The 17,498-nt window shown below is 37.0% G+C and carries 19 protein-coding genes; 11 read left to right on the forward strand and 8 right to left on the reverse strand.

What is annotated here, in order from left to right; genetic code table 11:
- Complete coding sequence (locus QCQ61_RS10220) at nucleotides 1-1,053, forward strand: response regulator (protein ID WP_279447549.1); 1,053 nt, start codon at nucleotides 1-3, stop codon at nucleotides 1,051-1,053.
- A 96-nt stretch (nucleotides 1,054-1,149) separates the two neighbouring features.
- Nucleotides 1,150-1,989: a universal stress protein gene (locus QCQ61_RS10225; RefSeq protein ID WP_279447550.1), complete on the forward strand. Its 840-nt coding sequence runs from the start codon at nucleotides 1,150-1,152 to the stop codon at nucleotides 1,987-1,989.
- A 29-nt stretch (nucleotides 1,990-2,018) separates the two neighbouring features.
- Here the strand turns inward: QCQ61_RS10225 and QCQ61_RS10230 are convergent, their stop codons facing one another.
- Nucleotides 2,019-2,297 (reverse strand): hypothetical protein, encoded by a 279-nt coding sequence (locus QCQ61_RS10230; RefSeq protein WP_279447551.1) that lies wholly within the window; start codon nucleotides 2,295-2,297, stop codon nucleotides 2,019-2,021.
- A gap of 97 nt (nucleotides 2,298-2,394) precedes the next feature.
- Here QCQ61_RS10230 and QCQ61_RS10235 point away from each other — a divergent pair, with 97 nt between their 5' ends.
- From QCQ61_RS10235 to QCQ61_RS10275, 9 genes are all read left to right on the forward strand, one after another.
- The gene (locus QCQ61_RS10235) at nucleotides 2,395-3,240 is read left to right on the forward strand and encodes a universal stress protein (protein WP_279447552.1); all 846 of its coding nucleotides are present in this window, start codon (nucleotides 2,395-2,397) and stop codon (nucleotides 3,238-3,240) included.
- Between the two features lie 19 nt (nucleotides 3,241-3,259).
- Entirely contained in the window at nucleotides 3,260-4,105 is an 846-nt protein-coding gene (locus tag QCQ61_RS10240; protein WP_279447553.1) for a universal stress protein, read from the forward strand.
- A gap of 133 nt (nucleotides 4,106-4,238) precedes the next feature.
- Nucleotides 4,239-5,090 carry a universal stress protein gene (locus tag QCQ61_RS10245; RefSeq protein WP_279447554.1) on the forward strand — a complete coding sequence of 284 codons (852 nt, stop codon included), beginning with the start codon at nucleotides 4,239-4,241 and terminating at the stop codon, nucleotides 5,088-5,090.
- Nucleotides 5,091-5,179: 89 nt separating this feature from the next.
- Nucleotides 5,180-6,031 carry a universal stress protein gene (locus tag QCQ61_RS10250; protein ID WP_279447555.1) on the forward strand — a complete coding sequence of 284 codons (852 nt, stop codon included), beginning with the start codon at nucleotides 5,180-5,182 and terminating at the stop codon, nucleotides 6,029-6,031.
- A 15-nt stretch (nucleotides 6,032-6,046) separates the two neighbouring features.
- On the forward strand, nucleotides 6,047-6,877 hold the full coding sequence (locus QCQ61_RS10255; RefSeq protein WP_431605787.1) for an ATP cone domain-containing protein: 831 nt from the start codon (nucleotides 6,047-6,049) through the stop codon (nucleotides 6,875-6,877).
- 2 nt (nucleotides 6,878-6,879) lie between these two features.
- Nucleotides 6,880-8,250 carry an MBL fold metallo-hydrolase RNA specificity domain-containing protein gene (locus QCQ61_RS10260; RefSeq protein ID WP_279447556.1) on the forward strand — a complete coding sequence of 457 codons (1,371 nt, stop codon included), beginning with the start codon at nucleotides 6,880-6,882 and terminating at the stop codon, nucleotides 8,248-8,250.
- 335 nt (nucleotides 8,251-8,585) lie between these two features.
- On the forward strand, nucleotides 8,586-9,176 hold the full coding sequence (locus tag QCQ61_RS10265) for a YceI family protein (RefSeq protein ID WP_279447557.1): 591 nt from the start codon (nucleotides 8,586-8,588) through the stop codon (nucleotides 9,174-9,176).
- Nucleotides 9,177-9,214: 38 nt separating this feature from the next.
- On the forward strand, nucleotides 9,215-10,510 hold the full coding sequence (locus QCQ61_RS10270) for a hypothetical protein (protein WP_279447558.1): 1,296 nt from the start codon (nucleotides 9,215-9,217) through the stop codon (nucleotides 10,508-10,510).
- Between the two features lie 66 nt (nucleotides 10,511-10,576).
- Nucleotides 10,577-11,152: a YceI family protein gene (locus QCQ61_RS10275; RefSeq protein WP_279447559.1), complete on the forward strand. Its 576-nt coding sequence runs from the start codon at nucleotides 10,577-10,579 to the stop codon at nucleotides 11,150-11,152.
- Nucleotides 11,153-11,690: 538 nt separating this feature from the next.
- On the opposite strand, the gene QCQ61_RS10280 is transcribed toward QCQ61_RS10275, so the two are convergent.
- Genes QCQ61_RS10280 through QCQ61_RS10310 form a run of 7 tightly spaced genes read right to left on the reverse strand, consistent with a single transcriptional unit; the run spans nucleotide 11,691 to nucleotide 17,412 of the window.
- Nucleotides 11,691-12,263: a Pycsar system effector family protein gene (locus tag QCQ61_RS10280; protein WP_279447560.1), complete on the reverse strand. Its 573-nt coding sequence runs from the start codon at nucleotides 12,261-12,263 to the stop codon at nucleotides 11,691-11,693.
- A gap of 12 nt (nucleotides 12,264-12,275) precedes the next feature.
- A complete protein-coding gene (locus tag QCQ61_RS10285) occupies nucleotides 12,276-13,118 on the reverse strand; it encodes a restriction endonuclease (protein ID WP_279447561.1) in 843 nt (280 codons plus the stop codon).
- Between the two features lie 17 nt (nucleotides 13,119-13,135).
- Entirely contained in the window at nucleotides 13,136-14,035 is a 900-nt protein-coding gene (locus tag QCQ61_RS10290; RefSeq protein WP_279447562.1) for a hypothetical protein, read from the reverse strand.
- Entirely contained in the window at nucleotides 14,032-14,424 is a 393-nt protein-coding gene (locus QCQ61_RS10295) for a hypothetical protein (RefSeq protein ID WP_279447563.1), read from the reverse strand. Before QCQ61_RS10295 ends, QCQ61_RS10290 begins: the two co-directional genes overlap by 4 nt.
- Nucleotides 14,425-14,435: 11 nt before the next feature.
- Nucleotides 14,436-15,185 carry an LOG family protein gene (locus tag QCQ61_RS10300; protein WP_279447564.1) on the reverse strand — a complete coding sequence of 250 codons (750 nt, stop codon included), beginning with the start codon at nucleotides 15,183-15,185 and terminating at the stop codon, nucleotides 14,436-14,438.
- Complete coding sequence (locus QCQ61_RS10305; protein ID WP_279447565.1) at nucleotides 15,185-16,306, reverse strand: ABC transporter permease; 1,122 nt, start codon at nucleotides 16,304-16,306, stop codon at nucleotides 15,185-15,187. Before QCQ61_RS10305 ends, QCQ61_RS10300 begins: the two co-directional genes overlap by 1 nt.
- Nucleotides 16,306-17,412 carry an ABC transporter permease gene (locus QCQ61_RS10310; RefSeq protein ID WP_279447566.1) on the reverse strand — a complete coding sequence of 369 codons (1,107 nt, stop codon included), beginning with the start codon at nucleotides 17,410-17,412 and terminating at the stop codon, nucleotides 16,306-16,308. Before QCQ61_RS10310 ends, QCQ61_RS10305 begins: the two co-directional genes overlap by 1 nt.
- Between the last annotated feature and the right edge of the window lie 86 nt (nucleotides 17,413-17,498).

Here is a 17,498-nt window from a genome sequence, read left to right on the forward strand (position 1 = left end):
ATGAAAAGAATACTTCTTATTGAAGACGATATTGCTTTAAGGGAAAACACCGCCGAACTATTGGAGCTTTCCGGGTTTATGGTTTTTACCGCGGCAAACGGCAAAATTGGCATTGAGAAAGCAAAAAAGGAAATTCCAGATATTATTGTTTGCGATATCATGATGCCCGAGATAGATGGCTACGGGGTATTAGAAAGTATGGCGTCTGAAGAAAAAACCAAACATATTCCGTTTATATTTCTTTCGGCAAAGACGGAACACAAGGAAATACGCAAGGGAATGGATATGGGGGCAGACGATTACCTCACCAAACCTTTTGACGAAATGGAGCTAATAAGCGCTGTGGAAAGCAGATTGGCTAAAGCAACTATTTTAAACTTGCGTGAAAATTACAAGGCGAATGATACAGCCGAAGATGACGAAAATCTTCAAAATTTAAACCAGTTAAAAAACTATTTTTACGACGAAGGTGAAATTGCCAAATACAAGAAGGGAGAGGCTATTTACCAAAATGGGGACCATTCCAACAATATGTTTTTAATTTTAAAAGGAGTGGTTAAAACGCATACCATGGATGCCAATGCCAAAGAGCTTATTACCGGGCTGTACAAGGCCGATGATTTTCTGGGTTTCACTTCTTTTGACGATAACATTCCATATACCGAAACCGCTACTGCAGTAGAGGAGACGGAAGTGGCCGCCATCTCCAAAAATTTTGTGAGGGATATTTTAAAGAAAAGCCAAGATGTTTCGCTTGAGTTGATGAATTTGCTTAGCGACAATCTTTCGGAAATAAAACTGCAATTGGTAAAAATGGCTTATAGTTCGGTACGTAAAAAAACGGCCAACACCATTTTACAATTTGTGGACGTTATGAACAAAAAGCCGGAAGCAGCCCTTAAAATATCGCGTAATGACCTAGCAACTACGGCGGGTATTGCAACTGAGAGTTTAATACGAACGCTTTCAGATTTTAAAAGAGATGGTATTATTGAAATAGAGGGGCGCGACATTCGAATTATAGATTTGGATGGCCTGCGAAATATTGAATAGGTTTTGTTACAAAGTAAGCCCTAGTTTTTAAAACTGATTTATATCATTTTCTATACCTAGCCGTTCAAATACATTTGTCAGTATTAAAAGATAATAATGATGAACGTATTAATTCCAACGGATTTCTCCGAAAATTCACATAATGCCATTCGGTATGCTTTGGATTATTTCGCAGCTATTCCTGTGAATTTTTATCTGCTTCACATTTCGCCCAATACTGCTATGCCTGCAGACGATGATTCAGATTTACTGTTTAATACGGCAGCTTCCCAAGGCACGGCGCAAGGGTCTATTACAAGTTTACGGGAAGAAATACTGCACTTTAAATTATTGGCTAAAAACGCTGGACATCAATTTTTTGCCATTCACGAAAACATGCTTTTGGTTGAAGCAATTCGCAAACAAATTGATGCAAAGGAAATTGACTATGTTTTAATGGGCACCAAGGGGGCTTCAAAAAACAACAGGAATGAAATAGGGAGCAATACCAGTGAAGTAATTACCAAAGTAAAGTGCCCAATCTTTGTGATTCCCGAAAATGCCAGGTTTAAAAAGATAAAGAACATTTCGTTTTTAACAGATTATAACTGTATTTATAGAAACAAGGTAATAAATGGGCTTTCGCAAGCGCTACTAATTCAGAAAGCTGCATTAAGGGTGTTGCATATTCGATCGCAAAATACAATGCTCAGCGCCGCACAAACAGATAACAAAGGGTTTTTACATTATTTTTTTAAGGATATAAAGCACAGTTTTCATTTTTTGGAAAATAAAAATATTGAGGCCGGCGTACAGGATTTTGTTGAAACTTGGGAAATAGATTTAATAGCCGTAGTTGCAAAAAATTTAAACCTTACCCAACGCCTTCTTTTTAATAGAATTAACCCGGCTATTTCATATCCATACGAAGTGCCTTTTTTAATACTGCACGAATAGCTGCTGCAAAGAGTACAAAAAACGAACTTTTACCTAAAGTTGTTTCTTTCTGAAATTGGGAAATCTTCATAAAAATCTTCGAAGGTTTTATCTGTGGTATAGTTATCTTTTAAAACGTTTACTACGCTATAAATTAGGGTAACCTGCCCTATTACCGTAAGATAAAATACGAAGCGAAACGGAAAATCGAGTGCGGCAAAAATGGCTACGGTAAGCAATATTCCGGTAACTATCAGTAAATATGTTAGGGCGGAGGCTTTCATTTGTTTTTTATTACAAAATACAAAATTGAGGGCCGAATTTTTCATAAGAATTCATTAAAATTGGTGGCAATGGTTGATAATTGTCATATTTTAACGAAGTGATAATCACTATCTTTACGTAGTTGAACTTAAACAAGTTTCCATGCAAAAAATATTAATACCTACTGATTTCTCTGAAAATTCGCTAAACGCCGTTCTTTACGCTACCGAACTTTTTAAACACAATCCGGCCGAAATATTTTTACTTCACGCTTTTGCCGATCAAGTTTACGAAGAGAAGTCGCGATTTGCCGATGAAATTTTTGAAGAACTGCAGCAAAAAGCGCTTACAAAAGCGAAGGAAGCTCTGAACGATTTACAAACTAAGGTTAGTGCTATTTCGCCAAACCCAAAACACACCATCCATACTATTGCCGAATTCGGTTTGTTGGTAGATACCACCAACGATTGGGTGGAGAAGGAAAATATAGATGTAGTGGTTATGGGCACCAAGGGCGAAACGGCAGACAAGCAAATAACTTTTGGCAGTAATACGCTGCAGGTTATAAAATATGTAAAATGCCCTGTACTTGCCATTCCTTCGGGATATAACGATATACACCCTAAAAACATACTGTTTTCAACAGATTACCTTTTGCCTTTTAAAAGGCGCGAATTAAAATTGGTAAGCACTATTGCCAGGTGCTTTGCTTCAAAAGTAGAATTCTTTTTCGCTTCCAAATTTGAATCGCTTTCGTTGCGACAGGAAGACAATAGAAATTTTCTAAAAGCTTCGTTTGCCGATAATCAAATTGATTTTATACAAAAGGACGATACAAATATCACAAAAGCAATTAACACATATATTATTGAAAACCCAATAGATATGCTGGTTATGGTTAATACCCGCCATTCGTATTTAGAAAATATTCTGTATCAATCTACTATTGAAAAAATAGGCTTGCATATTGATATTCCTTTTTTAGTACTTCAAAACTTACCTAGATAAATCTTTAATACATTTTTAAATGAAAAAAATACTCGTTCCCACCGATTTCTCGAATAATGCTTATGCGGCGTTGTTTTACGCTACTAAACTTTTTAGTGATGAAGCCTTGCAGATTACCATTCTCCACTCCTTTAGTGACGAAATAGGTAAACTCACCAGCCGAGTAGATATTGGCCGTTCCGATGTTATTATTAAAAAACTGTACAAACAGTCTGATGAAGATGGCGAACAATTGGTGCATAAAATAAAATTAGACTCAGCCAAAGTAACCCATAAGTTTGAGGTGATTTCCACTCCGGCGAGTTTGTCGAGAACTATAAATCAGTTAGTTGCCGCTGAAGGCTTTGACCTAGTGGTAATGGGTAGTAAGGGACGTACGGGAGCCGAAGATGTGCTTATGGGAAGTACCACAATTGCCATTACCAAATCTTTAGAAGGTTGTCCGTTACTTATAATTCCCCGCGAGGTAGATTTTGTTATTCCTACAAACATAGGCTATGCTACGGATTATAACGATTTTTATCAGTTGTCTAAATTAAGGCCTATCGTCCGGTTGGTGCGGCAGTATAATTCTAATTTACATATAGTGCATGTGGGCGATGAGAAAGAGTTGGATTCTAAGCAACAACAAAATCTGGAGCAATACAGAAACGACCTCACGGAATACGATACTGAGTTTCATTTTGTTAAAAGAACCCAAAACGTTTCAAAATCACTTCACGGTTTTGTTGACAGTAAAAATTTAGATCTTTTGGCATTGGTTTACCACAAGCATGCATTTTTAAAGCAGTTGTTCCGCGAGCCGGTGGTAAGCAGGGTGGGGAAGCATACGCACGTGCCTACTTTGGTAATTCCTTTAAAATAGCGGGTGTTTAGTTAAGTCGTAAAAAAACCGTAATTTAATGATCTAAATTTCGGAATGCTATGGCACTTATAAATCATGTAGTGGTGAATTACCCTAGCATTCCTGTATTCACTTTATTAAATATTTTATACCGATGAAAAAACGAATATTGATTCCCACAGATTTTTCGAGAAATGCGTTTAACGCCATTAAATATGCCATGGCGCTTTACAAACGAGAGTTTTGTGAATTTATAATTTTACATACCTACTACCATTCTGGATATTCTAAAGACAATTTTTTAATTCCCGAACCTTCCGAAAAAGCGCATAAAGCTGCCAAGGAATCTTCCGAAGAACGGATGAATAAACTAAAGCAACAGATGGGGCTTTACGAAAAAAACGACAATCACGACTTTCAATTTTTAAGTGAATTTGGGTCATTTTTTGAGGTTTTAAAGAAAGTCATAGAAAAGGAAGATGTAAAACTGGTAGTGATGGGAACCCGTGGGGAAACAGACGATAATTCGGTGATTCTAGGTAGTAATACGGTAAATGCCATGGAAAAGGTGCGCAATTGTCCGGTATTGGGCATACCTGCAAATACTGCATACAAGGATCCTAATGAAATTGTATTTCCCACCAGTTTTAAAACACATTACAAAGAACGCGAATTGGAAACCTTGGTAGAAATTTCGCGAATAACGAATGCGCCAATACGTATCCTGCACGTTAAAAAAGGTAAGCAACTAACAGAAGACCAAGAAAAAAACAAAGAACTTTTAGAGCGAATATTAGATGCCGCTGAGTTTACCCATCACAAACTTTACGATATAGATTTGCAGGAAGGGGTGCGTTGTTTTGTACAAAGTCGGGAAAGCGAAATGATTGCCTTTGTTAATAAAAAGCACAATTTCTTCGGAAGTATTTTCTCCAATCCCATGGTTAAGGAGCTCGGAATGCACACTACCGTGCCTTTATTGGCTATGCACGATTTGCGAAACTAGATTGTTTCTTTTTTTACAAGTGAATTTTAAAACTGTGGTAAACGCCATTGCAACAGTAAAACCACGAATATATTTAGCGAGATAGAATTATGCAAAAACATATTTTAATACCCACGGATTATTCTAGAAATGCATTTAACGCTATTGTTTATGCTTTTGAGCTTTTTAAGAAAGAGGAATGTGTTTTCCATATTTTCCATTCCTATTTTTTGTTCCGTTCCGCACAGGGAAACATTTTGTTTCCGGAACCCGAACCCCATGAATACGATGCGGTAGCCCGCGCATCTGGGGCAAGTATGCTGCAATTAAAAAACAAGGTAGAACTCTTGGCGGATAACCCAAAACATACGGTATATTTTGATCATAAATTTGGTACCCTGATTGAATTATTGGAAGAAAAGGTAAAGCGAAATAATATAGACCTTATAATTATGGGAACCCGTGGTATAACTGATGATACAAAGGTAGCCTACGGTCGTAATTCAGTAAATGTAATTGAGAGTATAACCGGGTGTGCCGTTCTGGCCGTTCCCGCAAATGTACATTATAAGCGAATTAACGAAATTGTGTTTCCCACCAATTTTAAAAGTGAATTTAACGAGCGGGAGATAAATACTTTTGTAAAGATTGTACAATTGGAAAAATCACCAATTCGGATTTTACATATTGGCAAGGAAGCCGAATTATCTGAACGGCAAAGAAGCAATAGAAAACAATTAGAATCGTATTTTGAAGGATTGGAATACAGCTATCACTGGCTTGAGAAAACAGGTGTTAAAGAAGGGGTGCTCTCCTTTGTGGACGATAGAAATAGTGGAATGATAGCTTTTGTAAATAGAAAGCATTGGTTTTTTGGCAGTATATTTTCAAATCCGTTGGTTAAAAGTTTGGGCGTGCATTCCAAAGTACCCATTTTGGCTCTTCACGATTTAAGGAATTAACTTAAAATAAAAATAGTGGTTGAAGTTATAAAGCATTCCGGGGAACGGTCTCAGTTTTCAATTGATAAACTAAAATCTTCGCTGCGGAAAAGTGGGGCAGACGAAGCATTGGTAGCCGAAATTGCCAATAACGTCCGCGACGAATTGTATCAGGGTATTTCAACCAAGGAAATCTACAACCGCGCCTTTGCGCTTCTCAAAAAGAAGAAAAGAGGCTATGCTTCAAAATATAAGTTAAAGAAGGCTATTTATGAATTGGGTCCCACTGGTTTTCCGTTTGAAAAATTTGTGGCTGCAATTCTTTTTTACAGCGGTTATGAGGTTAGAATAGGTCAGTTTTTACAGGGAAAATGCGTCACCCATGAAGTTGATGTAGTAGCCCATAATAACGGTATATATGTAGTTGCCGAATGTAAATTCCACAGCGATGAAGGGCGAAATTGCAATGTAAAGATTCCGCTTTATATCCATTCGCGCTATCGCGACATTCTAAATTTTTACGGTGATGAAAACAATGGCGATAAACCGAACGAAGGGTGGGTAGTTACAAACACGCGTTTTACCGAAGATGCCATAAAATATGGTACCTGCGTAGGCCTTTATCTTTTAAGTTGGGATTACCCGAAAAACAACGGCATAAAGGATCGGATAGACCGGTTGGGACTTTATCCGGTTACTGTTTCAACTTTGCTCAGCAAGCGCGAAAAACAGTTTTTACTCAGTCGCGATGTGGTGCTCTGCAAACAATTAATAGACGATCATTTTTATCTGGATCATTTGGGAGTTTCTGACAACCGAAAAGTCCGAATTTTAGAGGAAATAAATATTTTGTGCCAAAACCATTAAGTATGCAAAAGATAAAAATCCATTTTCTCGGCGCCGCGGGAACCGTAACGGGTTCTAAATTTTTAATTGAAACCCCCGAACACAATATTTTGATTGATTGCGGGATGTTTCAAGGTATAAAGGAATTGCGCGAAAAAAACTGGCAAGAGTTGCCCATCAATGTTTCGAAAATAGATGTGGTGCTGCTTACGCACGGGCATTTAGACCATACAGGATATTTGCCGCGATTGGTAAAACAAGGTTTTCGAGGCAACATAATCGGAACTGCGCCAACGCTTGCCATTGCTAAAATTATTTTGCATGACAGCGCTAAAATTCACGAAGAGGAAGCAGAAAAGGCCAATGATGAAGGCTATTCCAAACACAAGCCTGCGGAGCCCTTTTACAGCGTACGGGAAGCTGAGGTAACCCTCGGATTTTTTAAGGCGGAAGAAAGAGACCAATGGCTTGAACTTTCAGAAAATATAAAATATCGATTTAAGTATAACGGGCATATAATTGGTGCTACTTTTATTGAGCTTCAAATCTTTGGAAAAACTTTTGTGTTTTCGGGAGATATTGGTAGAGTCCACGATTTACTGCTTTTTCCGCCCGAAAAACCAAAATGGGCAGACTATCTTTTTATGGAAAGTACGTACGGAAACAAGCTACATCCGGAGGAAAGCGTTTCGGACAAATTGGTGGAACTCATCAATAAAACCATTCACAACCGCGGAAATCTGATTATCCCCTCTTTTGCGGTGGAACGTTTGCAAACCTTGATGTTTTTGCTTTGGAAACTGTACAATGAAAACCGAATTCCGAACATCCCAATATTTATTGATAGCCCAATGGGCAACAATGTACTTTCGGTGTTTCAAAATTTTCCGGATTGGCACAAAATACCAATGAAGGAATTTAACGCAATGAACAATCGAATGCGTATAATTACTTCCTATAAAGAAACCTGGGAAACTATCGATAATCCGCAACCAAAAGTGGTTATTGCCGGCAGTGGCATGGTGACTGGCGGAAGGGTTTTGACCTATTTAAAACAAATGATAGACAAAACCAATACAACGGTTTTATTGGTGGGCTACCAAGCTGAAGGTACTCGTGGCCGCCAAATGCTGGAAGGTGCGCAGGAACTTAAATTCTTCGGAAAACAGCATCCAGTAAAAGCTGAAATAAATCATATTGAAAGTCTTTCGGCACATGCAGACCAGCGGGGACTTTTAGATTGGACCAGCAATATTAAAAACATTCCGGAGGAAATATTTCTTATTCACGGAGAGGATGAAGCACAGCATGCTTTACGGCTAAAACTTCAGGAAACTTATGGATGGCAAGTAAGTATTCCTAAACTTTTCAGTGTTAAAGAGATTTTAGTTTAGTAATTTTTGACTTCGCACTTTTGAACTCGTATTTACGTTCCGCAAATTTTCAACCTACATTTTTCTTTCTTTACCTATATATTATATTTCAAAATAGCGAAAGCATTTTATTTATATAAAAACCGTTAATATCCAATTTAGAAACATTCTATATTTAATCGTTTCTTCTTCACGTGAAATGCGGTAATGCAGTGTTAATAGGAGCTGCCGAATGTAAGAAAAATCGCGAAATATCCTTCCTCTAAATATGGTACGAATACCTGTGTTTACTGACATTCGTCATAATTTAAGGGGTGTGTAAGATTTATCTTTATATCAAATTAAAAAGGTAGATTATGAAAACTCCAAAACAATTAAAACTCGTATTTGTAAGCCTCATGATGATGGCTTTTTCTACACAAATTTCTGTGGCACAAACATATCAATTGAACAATGTTTCTTCCACATTAACCGTAGATGGAACTTCAAATATTCACGATTGGCAGATTACTGCAGAGAACCAAAAAGGCAAGATTTCAGTGGAATTTGAAAATGGACAACTCATTAAAATACAGCAGTTAGATTTCACCGTAATTGCCGAAAGTTTAAAAAGTGGAAAAGGTTCCATGGACAAGAACACTTATAAAGCTTTAAATACAGGAAAACACAAGCAGATTGTTTTTAAGCTAACTAAGGTGCAGCGTATAAACTGTACAGCCAGTAATAGCTGTAAAGTGGCTGTAACCGGCAATCTAACAATTGCTGGCACCACCAAACCAATAGACCTCACTTTTGAACTGAAGAATGGCAATTCAGGAATAACTCTTTCGGGAAGTAAAACAATTAAAATGACCGATTTTGGAGTAGATCCGCCAACGGCAATGTTTGGAACTATTACAACGGGCGATGCGCTCGACATCAAATTTGAATCAAATTTTAAAAAATAATTTAATAATAAATCTAACCCCAGTTTAAAACTAATAATATGAAAAAAGCAATTAATTATTTCAGCACGGTATTACTGATACTGTTTGGATTTCAGGCGCTCGCGCAGGAAAATGAAGCTCGCGATTTAGATAATTTTAGATATCGAGACCAACGCGGAATTGAACAATTTGAAGCCAAAAAAGACACAGCAACTTCGTTTGACGGGGTGAAAGTACGCATAGGTGGGGCATTTGCAATTCAATTTCAAGCCATCGATCACGAAAGCACGGGTACGCCTGTAAATTCTGATGGCGACCCAGTTTCATTGATTGAAATAGGTAGTAATTTCAACTTACCTACTGCAAACCTTGACCTTGATGTGCAATTGTACGATGGTGTTTCTATGCATTTAAGAACTTACCTGTCTTCACGTCACCACCCAGAACCGTATGTTAAGGGAGGATATATTCAAATTGACAAACTAGATTTTGTAAGTGAAGGTTTTATGGAAGACTTGATGCAGAATGTTAGAATCAAGATTGGTCATATGGAAAATAACTATGGTGATGCACATTTTAGAAGGACTGATAATGCCTTAGCAATTTACAACCCATTTGTTGGAAACCTTATAATGGACGCTTTTACCACAGAAGTAGGTGCAGAGGTATATTACTTTAAAAGTGGCTTTATTGGTATGTTAGGTGTAACCAACGGAAAATTGAACCAAGGCGTTGATAACCCTAAAAAAACAGATCCATCTATTGTTGCTAAACTAGGGTATGACGATTATATAAATGATGATTTAAGACTTAGACTCACAGGATCCGTTTACCACACCAATAAAAGTGCAAACGCCTATTTATACAGCGCAGATAGAGCCGGATCAAGATATTATTTTGTAATGGAAGAAGAAGGAGCTAGTGCTAAAGGTAATTTTACTTCAGGTAGATTCAATCCTGGATTGCGAAATGAACTTACAGCATTTATGATAAATCCATTTGTGAAATACCATGGACTTGAATTCTTCGGAACTTATGAAATGGCTAAAGGTAAGGCTGATGCAGAGCTTGAAACTAGAACTTTCAACCAGTATGCTGCCGAACTTATTTACCGCTTCGGAAATAACGAAAACTTATATGTAGGTGGACGTTACAATCTAGTTGATGGCGAAATGGCCGGTGGAACAGAAGTAGATATTACTAGATTTAACCTTGCTGCCGGCTGGTTTATGACTAAGAATATTATGGCTAAATTAGAATATACAAACCAAAAATACGATGGCTTCCTAGCTTCTGATATCAGAAATGGAGGTAAGTTTGACGGGGTTGTATTTGAAGCTGTAATTAGTTTCTAAACTGCTAAACCAATAAAACAAAGGTGGAGGAACTAAAATTTCTCCACCTTTATAAATTACAGAATTATGAATCGTTTTGGACTATATTGCTTGGTTTTTATGTTCAGCCTTAATGGTTGGGCACAGAACGATTTTATTACAAAATCCATTGAAATCCTTGCTGGTAGCGAACTTTCAATTAAAGGAGATACCAACATTAGCGAGTTTGGTTGTGAATTCAGTACCTATTATTTGGAGGAATGTAGAGAGGTGGTTTATAAGCGAATCGGGAATAATATTCATTTTAAAAATGCTGTTCTTTCTTTAAAAAACAAAGGTTTTAATTGTGGTCATAAAATTATAAATAAAGATTTTCATGCCCTGCTCAACACCAAAGAGTATCCAAATATTACCTTAGAATTAAACGAAATTACCTTTAATAAAAGTAATGAAAAAGTAGCGCACGTTCTAATTACAATTGCAGGAACGCAAAAGGAATACACTTTTCCGATAGATGTAATTTCTTCATCTTTAAATCGTTTTGTTGGGAAGCTGAAATTAAATATTAATGATTTTAATTTGGAACCTCCAAAAAAAATGTTCGGTTTAATTGTGATAAAAGATGAAATTGAAATAGATTTCAACCTAGTAGCCAGGCTATAATTTTGGAAGACGGCAACAAGAAAATACTCTTTAGAACTTGCGATTGCAATACGATTTTTTAGTCTAGATTAAACCTTTGTAGTATAAAAAAACAAACAAAACAATGCTCTGTTCAAACCACTTTATGTACTTTTAAAACGCATCAAGGTATGGTTGGCTCCGTGTCTATATAGCGTTCATGCTATTTCTATGTACTGTTAAGCCTAGTCTAATGCTACTCTAGTGCTACCTTTTCCCTACTCAAAGGCTACTATAAGCCTAGTATCATGTATATATGTTAAAATTAGCTGCGTTTCTAAAGTATGACAATAACCAAAAAAATCAGTTTTCATTTTATCGTCCAAAAATTACTATTTTTCCACAATAACAGATGCACTATCTTTCCATTTTGCAAAGGATAAAAGAATTCAGTAGTTATATAAAATACCAATACCTATCACTTGACTTATAGCTTGAATTGATATTTTGTGTGGGCCTACAAAACACGCTTGGGTAGTTTATTATTGTTATTCGAAAGCATTAGCTCGCTTGAAACCGTTTAAGCAAATTCCACCACCCCATTGATAAGTGAATAGACGATTGCACTTGCCAACCCAATTAAAAAGATAATAACCGAAATATAAAGAAGCCGCTGTTTACGGGCGATACTTTTTCCCAGAAAATAAAGATCGGCTATCATTTCGTCATAGATGTTTTGTCCTTTTATCATGATTCGTTCAAATTCTACTTTAAATTCAGAAAGGGATAATTTCGCAAAATTTTCGGCATACAGTGTCCCTTTATATCCGCTCTGTTTATAAGCCGATCCAAAATACCGATAAGGCAACATACTGAACAGTGCAAAAATCATGGAAAGCATACTGCAGACGATTAATATTCGCACGCCGATATCTAATGGTGCTGTTTCTGATTGTGGAGCCACAAACAGGAATCCTAAGAGCAGCGAGGTGATGATTGAGTTAACCGTAAGAACTATTCTGGCCTTATTGTCCACCATTTTCAATAAATTGTAATGGTTTCGGGAAAGGGTTTTAAATAAGGTTTGTACGCCCCGGGAATCGTACTTCTTCAATTTTTCAGATTTGTCGTCTATATTAATTTCTTCTTCCATAGGACTGTTAAATTATAAATTACAAAGTTTTTTAATTTCATTTAAAACTCTATTTTTTCTCACAGGCGAGATCCCTATTTTATCCAGTAAAAAGGACGATTCATAAAGTTCTTTGGTGAGGATAATATTCTTTTCAATTAGAAGGTGTTTTTCGTGTTTGGTCAAAGTTGTTAATGTGGTGATAGGGTAGAGGGCAAACTTATCTACGTTTTGTTTTATTCCGTTGTTTTCGGGATAATCCCAACTCAACAATTGAAGTTCCACGCATTGGGAATAGTCAATGGCATCTTTAGTAAAACGGGTGTTTGTTACCAACCACCCTTGTTTTAAATGCGATGTTTTCGCAGCGTCGCTGTTCCAGCGTTTTTGAATGTCTAGAAAGCGGGAGTTTATGTATAGCGGGACTTTCACATTGCTCACGGCCTTTGGGTCTGAATGGAATTTACATTCCACGGCATACGTATTGCCGTCTTTTTCAGCTAAAACATCCACCTCGTGGGTAACACATTGGCCTTGAAGCGTAACGCCTACTTGGGTTTCGTACCCGTGATGTTTTAGCAATGCGCCAATCAATCGTTCAAAAGGAAAGCCAGTCGGCCCAAGATCTAAAATTGCCCGTTTCAAACTGTATTTTGAAGCTGATATTCTATTGCGTTTTTTTAACAGTGAAAAGGCCTTTTTGTAGATTTCTTTGGAAGGAATGCCGTTGTAAAGCGTGGGCATTATGTTTTCTACAATTTCGTCTATTTCACTTTCGGAAGCTTTGCTTCTTCTAAGTGAAGTTTTTAACTTTTCAACCTTAAACTCTTCAACCTCTCCATTGAATTTTTTAATCGATATGATTTTAGTTTTCATATAATTTCCACTTAAATTTAAAATCGCAAAATTTCCGTCATTAACCCAAAACGGATGATATCCAGTTGATGCCTAAAGTAAATATTGTAATAATCCAGACCGTGATAAAACTTGACAAAAAAACCAATATCCTCAAAAAATTTGGGATGGTAATAAAATGTAAAAGCCCCACTAAATCGTTTTGTGTCAAAAGTTTTCCAATCATTTATTTCATCCAGCATCCAAGTGGTTTCAATTTTTAATGAAAAATTAGCCTTTCTTTTCTTACTGAAAAAATCACGATCTAAAGGAAGCTTGTAAGCAAAAAACGAATTGTGCCATCTAAGTCCGCTGTACTGTCCTTGCAACTCGTTCAGCATCCAACTTTTGGGATGGATTTCCAAAGAGCTTTTAAAAAATTTCACTGCATTTACTTGCGAGCCGTATGAGGTGTCTATAAATCCTATTTCAAGAAAATTGGTAGCAAAGTTCCCCGATTGCAAATTGATGGAACCATCACCATTGTAAAAATCGCCATCCTGCCCGTTGGAATGATGAGCTATTCTTCCGAACAAAGTAGTGTGATGTGCCAATTCAGGATAACCGAATAAATAATACAAGGAAAGCTGCGGAATATAGCTGGGCGTTTTTACGGGGTATGAGTCCGCGTTAAACATCCTAATAGTAATTTGCGGCGTAAGTACCATCATCAATCTTGAATCTGCTCGCTTTCTAACTACAAAATTTGGGTTGAGGTTGGCTTCAAACATAAGTGGCTCTATATTGCCGATGTCTGTGGGAAATGTAATATAGCTATCACTTTGATTAATGTGCGCAATTTGCGAGAGATAAAGGCGCGGTAGGGTGTCAGTTTTTTGTTGTGCAAAACCACTAGTTATCCACAAAAGAAATAGTACTATGTGGAATGAGCGGCTCATATTTTTTTATTAGTACTTAAATTAATAAGACCGGCTATTATTAGGGTGAACGCAATCCTGAACGCCATTGCGCCAATGGTTTTGCTTTCGTAAAGCCCACCAGCGTGAATATGAATATAAAATGCGGCGAATGCAAAAAGCAGAATGAGAACTGCCGAAAGCATCAGCCAAAAGGGCCATTTTTTCGCCTTTAAAAAACCATAAGCTGCAATTAAATACAGAATACCCATTATTAGATTTGTCTTTACAATAAATGGCACATAATTTCCTTCTTTTGCTCGGATGCCAAACCAATCGAATAAAACGGAGCTACTCATAAATATGGTAAGTAAGGCGAAAGCAATTAGTATTCCTGCAATTATGTATTTGAATATTTTATTCTTTTTCATGACTTAACCTTTTAAAATTTCCTTCGGTTTTCCCCGTACCACCATTTTGGTTTGTATTGTTCTTTAACCAATCCAAATCTTTTAATAGCGTGAATTTTTATATGCTCCACTACTTCTTCTGCGGAATCGGTCACGAAGATTAAATCCATATCCTCTGGGCTGATGCTTTCTTGTTTGACCATTAACTCAATATGTTCAGTCAATTCTTTGTGATATGTTTTATCGAAAATAACAATTGGGAAATGCTGGATTATCTTAGTTTGTATCAATGTAATCGCCTCAAAAAGTTCATCTAAAGTGCCCATTCCGCCCGGCATTACCACAAAGGCGTAGGAGTATTTCATCAATAGGAATTTGCGTACAAAGAAATACGGAATATCAATCCACTTGTGCAAATATGGGTTTGGTTTTTGCTCAAAAGGAAGAATAATATTTACGCCAACAGAATATCCACCAGCGTCATAAGCCCCTTTGTTGGCGGCTTCCATAATGCCGGGACCGCCTCCGGTCATAATGGTAAACCCTAATTTTGAAAGTTCGGCACCAATCTTTTCAGCATTTTTATAGTGTTCGGAATCTGGTGTAAACCTTGCGGAGCCGTAAACTGTTACACAAGGACCAATAAAGTGCATTTTACGGAATCCTTTTATAAAGTTGTACTGCACTTTAAATGTAAACCATAGCTCCTTGAACCGAGAACGCGGTCCTTTTAAAAATGGAGATTCGGTTTTTTGCAAATGATATTTAGGGGTTTTTTCCATTAGTTTACTTTTTTATAACTCCAAACCGCCAAAAGGTTCATAAGTATTGCAAAAAGCAGCGTCTTCAACATTTGCGGTAAAATGTCGCCCAAGCCAGATCCCTTCAGCAGAACCATTCGCACAACCTCTACAAAGTACTTTATGGGGTTGAATTCAGTAATTATCTGTGCCCATTTTGGCATGCTTTCTATTGGCGTGAACAAGCCGCTCATTAAGATAAAAATCACGACAAAAAACCAAGCGATAAACATGGCCTGCTGCTGCGTATCGGTGAAATTTGAAATAAGCAGGCCCATCCCGAGAATTACTAAAATATAAATAGAAGTGTAGGTATAGAGTAGTATTAAACTGCCCAGCATGGGCGTATTGAAAATTACTTTTGCCAGTATAAGTCCAATGGTCAGCAATCCTATTCCAATAACCCAAAAAGGGAAAAGTTTGCCAGTAATAAACTGACTTTTGCGAATAGGTGTTACGTTAATCTGTTCTAATGTACCTATCTCTTTTTCGCGGACAATATTCATTCCAGAGAGAAAAAGGGTTATCATCGTTACAAGTAACACTAATATTCCCGGCACCATAAATGTTTTATAATCTAAAGTAGTATTGTACCAAAACGACGGAATACTTGCAATTGACACTGGCTGATCAGTTTTTTTTGAAATGTTCATTATAGACATTTTCACATCTTTATTAAAACTTTGAACAATCTGATTTACATAACCACTTGTAACCCCGGCAGCTGCGCCGTCAATAGCATTAATGGAGATAGACAGACCGGCGGTTTTTTCCTTTAGTAGATTTCGTTCAAAATTATTGGGAATTTCCAGGACCACATCAACCTCTCCAGTTAACATCGCGGAACTTGCTATTTTCTGTGAAGGAAAATTGGTTAAAACATCAAAATAGGTGGAAGCGTTAAACTTCTCTAGTAAGGTGCGGGAAGTAGTGGTGCGATCGTAATCTATATAGGCGAATTTTATGTTTTTTATTTCATAGGTCGCGGCATTAGACAAGATGACCAGTTGCAAAATGGGCAGGATAAAAATAATTGGCAACATCCCTTTATTTCTAAAGATTTGCTTAAATTCCTTTTGTATTATATAACCGATGGTCTTCATTATTCCAGTCGTATTTTATATTTCTTTATACTTAGTCCAATAAAGAAAAGGGTCATTCCTATCAGAATCAACGTTTCTTTCCAGATATACGCCATTCCCACACCTTTCAGCATTATGCCTTTTATGATGATGATAAACCATTTTGCGGGTATTATGTTGCTGATAATTTGAAGCGGTACCGGCATACTCGAAATTGGAAATATAAAGCCAGAAAGCAGTATCACGGGGAGCATCAAACCCATCAAGGAAATCATCATTGCGGCCTGTTGGGTTGCGGCGATGGTTGAGATTAAAATCCCCAGTGCCAAGGAAGTAATTATAAAAAGAACGCTTTCCAATCCCAGTAAAAAAAGACTTCCCTGTACGGGCATTTTAAAAATGAAAATGCTCAGAAGTACTATTACTGCTGCATTTATGACAGATAGAAAAATATATGGAACCACTTTCCCGATAATAACCTGAAAGGGTTTTAAAGGGGAAACCAAGAGAATTTCCATCGTGCCCAATTCCTTTTCGCGAGTAATGGAGATGGAAGTCATCATGGCCGAAACCAGCATTAAAATGATAGTCATTACCCCAGGCACGAACATAAACACGCTTTTAAGTTCTGGGTTATAAACCATTCGGGTTTGGGGAATTATTTGATACTCAATTTGGATCCCTTTATTTTTTTCCTGTTGATAATTTTGAAGTATTGCATTGGTATAATTGGTGATGGAATTGGCCGTGTTTGGGTCGGTAGCGTCTGTTATAATTTGAATAGTGGCGTTGTGATCCGCGATTAGATTTTTGCTGAAATCTTTTTCAAAATTTAAGACGGCTTTTATTTTTCCTTTTTTGAAAGTGGATTCTATATCGGCTTCATGGGCAATCATTTGTTTTATGGTGAAGTATTTTGAAGCCGAGATTTTATTGATAATTTCTTCGGTTGAAGCGTCTTTTGAATGATCTAAAATGGCAATATTTACGTTGTTTATTTCATTTGTAATTGCAAATCCGAAAAGCAATATTTGGGCAATAGGCATTCCGAAGAGTATAAAGAGCGATCGCCTATCCCGAAAGATATGGTAGAATTCCTTTTTTATAAAACCTATAAATCGTTTCATTTTTATTTAATCAACAATTTTAATTGTCTGGTCGAGCCCTTCGGCGTTGCTCAGGATAAACTAAAGACGAGACCTAATTGACAAAT

The sequence above is a fragment of the Aequorivita marisscotiae genome (genome assembly GCF_029814825.1).
GTDB lineage: Bacteria > Bacteroidota > Bacteroidia > Flavobacteriales > Flavobacteriaceae > Aequorivita > Aequorivita marisscotiae.

Bases quoted from the DNA above. Each gene is read 5' to 3' on its own strand.
- QCQ61_RS10220 (WP_279447549.1), top strand. From the start codon at position 1: ATGAAAAGAATACTTCTTATTGAAGACGATATTGCTTTAAGGGAAAAC.
- QCQ61_RS10225 (WP_279447550.1), top strand. From the start codon at position 1,150: ATGATGAACGTATTAATTCCAACGGATTTCTCCGAAAATTCACATAAT.
- QCQ61_RS10230 (WP_279447551.1), bottom strand. From the start codon at position 2,297: ATGAAAAATTCGGCCCTCAATTTTGTATTTTGTAATAAAAAACAAATG.
- QCQ61_RS10235 (WP_279447552.1), top strand. From the start codon at position 2,395: ATGCAAAAAATATTAATACCTACTGATTTCTCTGAAAATTCGCTAAAC.
- QCQ61_RS10240 (WP_279447553.1), top strand. From the start codon at position 3,260: ATGAAAAAAATACTCGTTCCCACCGATTTCTCGAATAATGCTTATGCG.
- QCQ61_RS10245 (WP_279447554.1), top strand. From the start codon at position 4,239: ATGAAAAAACGAATATTGATTCCCACAGATTTTTCGAGAAATGCGTTT.
- QCQ61_RS10250 (WP_279447555.1), top strand. From the start codon at position 5,180: ATGCAAAAACATATTTTAATACCCACGGATTATTCTAGAAATGCATTT.
- QCQ61_RS10260 (WP_279447556.1), top strand. From the start codon at position 6,880: ATGCAAAAGATAAAAATCCATTTTCTCGGCGCCGCGGGAACCGTAACG.
- QCQ61_RS10265 (WP_279447557.1), top strand. From the start codon at position 8,586: ATGAAAACTCCAAAACAATTAAAACTCGTATTTGTAAGCCTCATGATG.
- QCQ61_RS10270 (WP_279447558.1), top strand. From the start codon at position 9,215: ATGAAAAAAGCAATTAATTATTTCAGCACGGTATTACTGATACTGTTT.
- QCQ61_RS10275 (WP_279447559.1), top strand. From the start codon at position 10,577: ATGAATCGTTTTGGACTATATTGCTTGGTTTTTATGTTCAGCCTTAAT.
- QCQ61_RS10280 (WP_279447560.1), bottom strand. From the start codon at position 12,263: ATGGAAGAAGAAATTAATATAGACGACAAATCTGAAAAATTGAAGAAG.
- QCQ61_RS10285 (WP_279447561.1), bottom strand. From the start codon at position 13,118: ATGAAAACTAAAATCATATCGATTAAAAAATTCAATGGAGAGGTTGAA.
- QCQ61_RS10290 (WP_279447562.1), bottom strand. From the start codon at position 14,035: ATGAGCCGCTCATTCCACATAGTACTATTTCTTTTGTGGATAACTAGT.
- QCQ61_RS10295 (WP_279447563.1), bottom strand. From the start codon at position 14,424: ATGAAAAAGAATAAAATATTCAAATACATAATTGCAGGAATACTAATT.
- QCQ61_RS10300 (WP_279447564.1), bottom strand. From the start codon at position 15,185: ATGGAAAAAACCCCTAAATATCATTTGCAAAAAACCGAATCTCCATTT.
- QCQ61_RS10305 (WP_279447565.1), bottom strand. From the start codon at position 16,306: ATGAAGACCATCGGTTATATAATACAAAAGGAATTTAAGCAAATCTTT.
- QCQ61_RS10310 (WP_279447566.1), bottom strand. From the start codon at position 17,412: ATGAAACGATTTATAGGTTTTATAAAAAAGGAATTCTACCATATCTTT.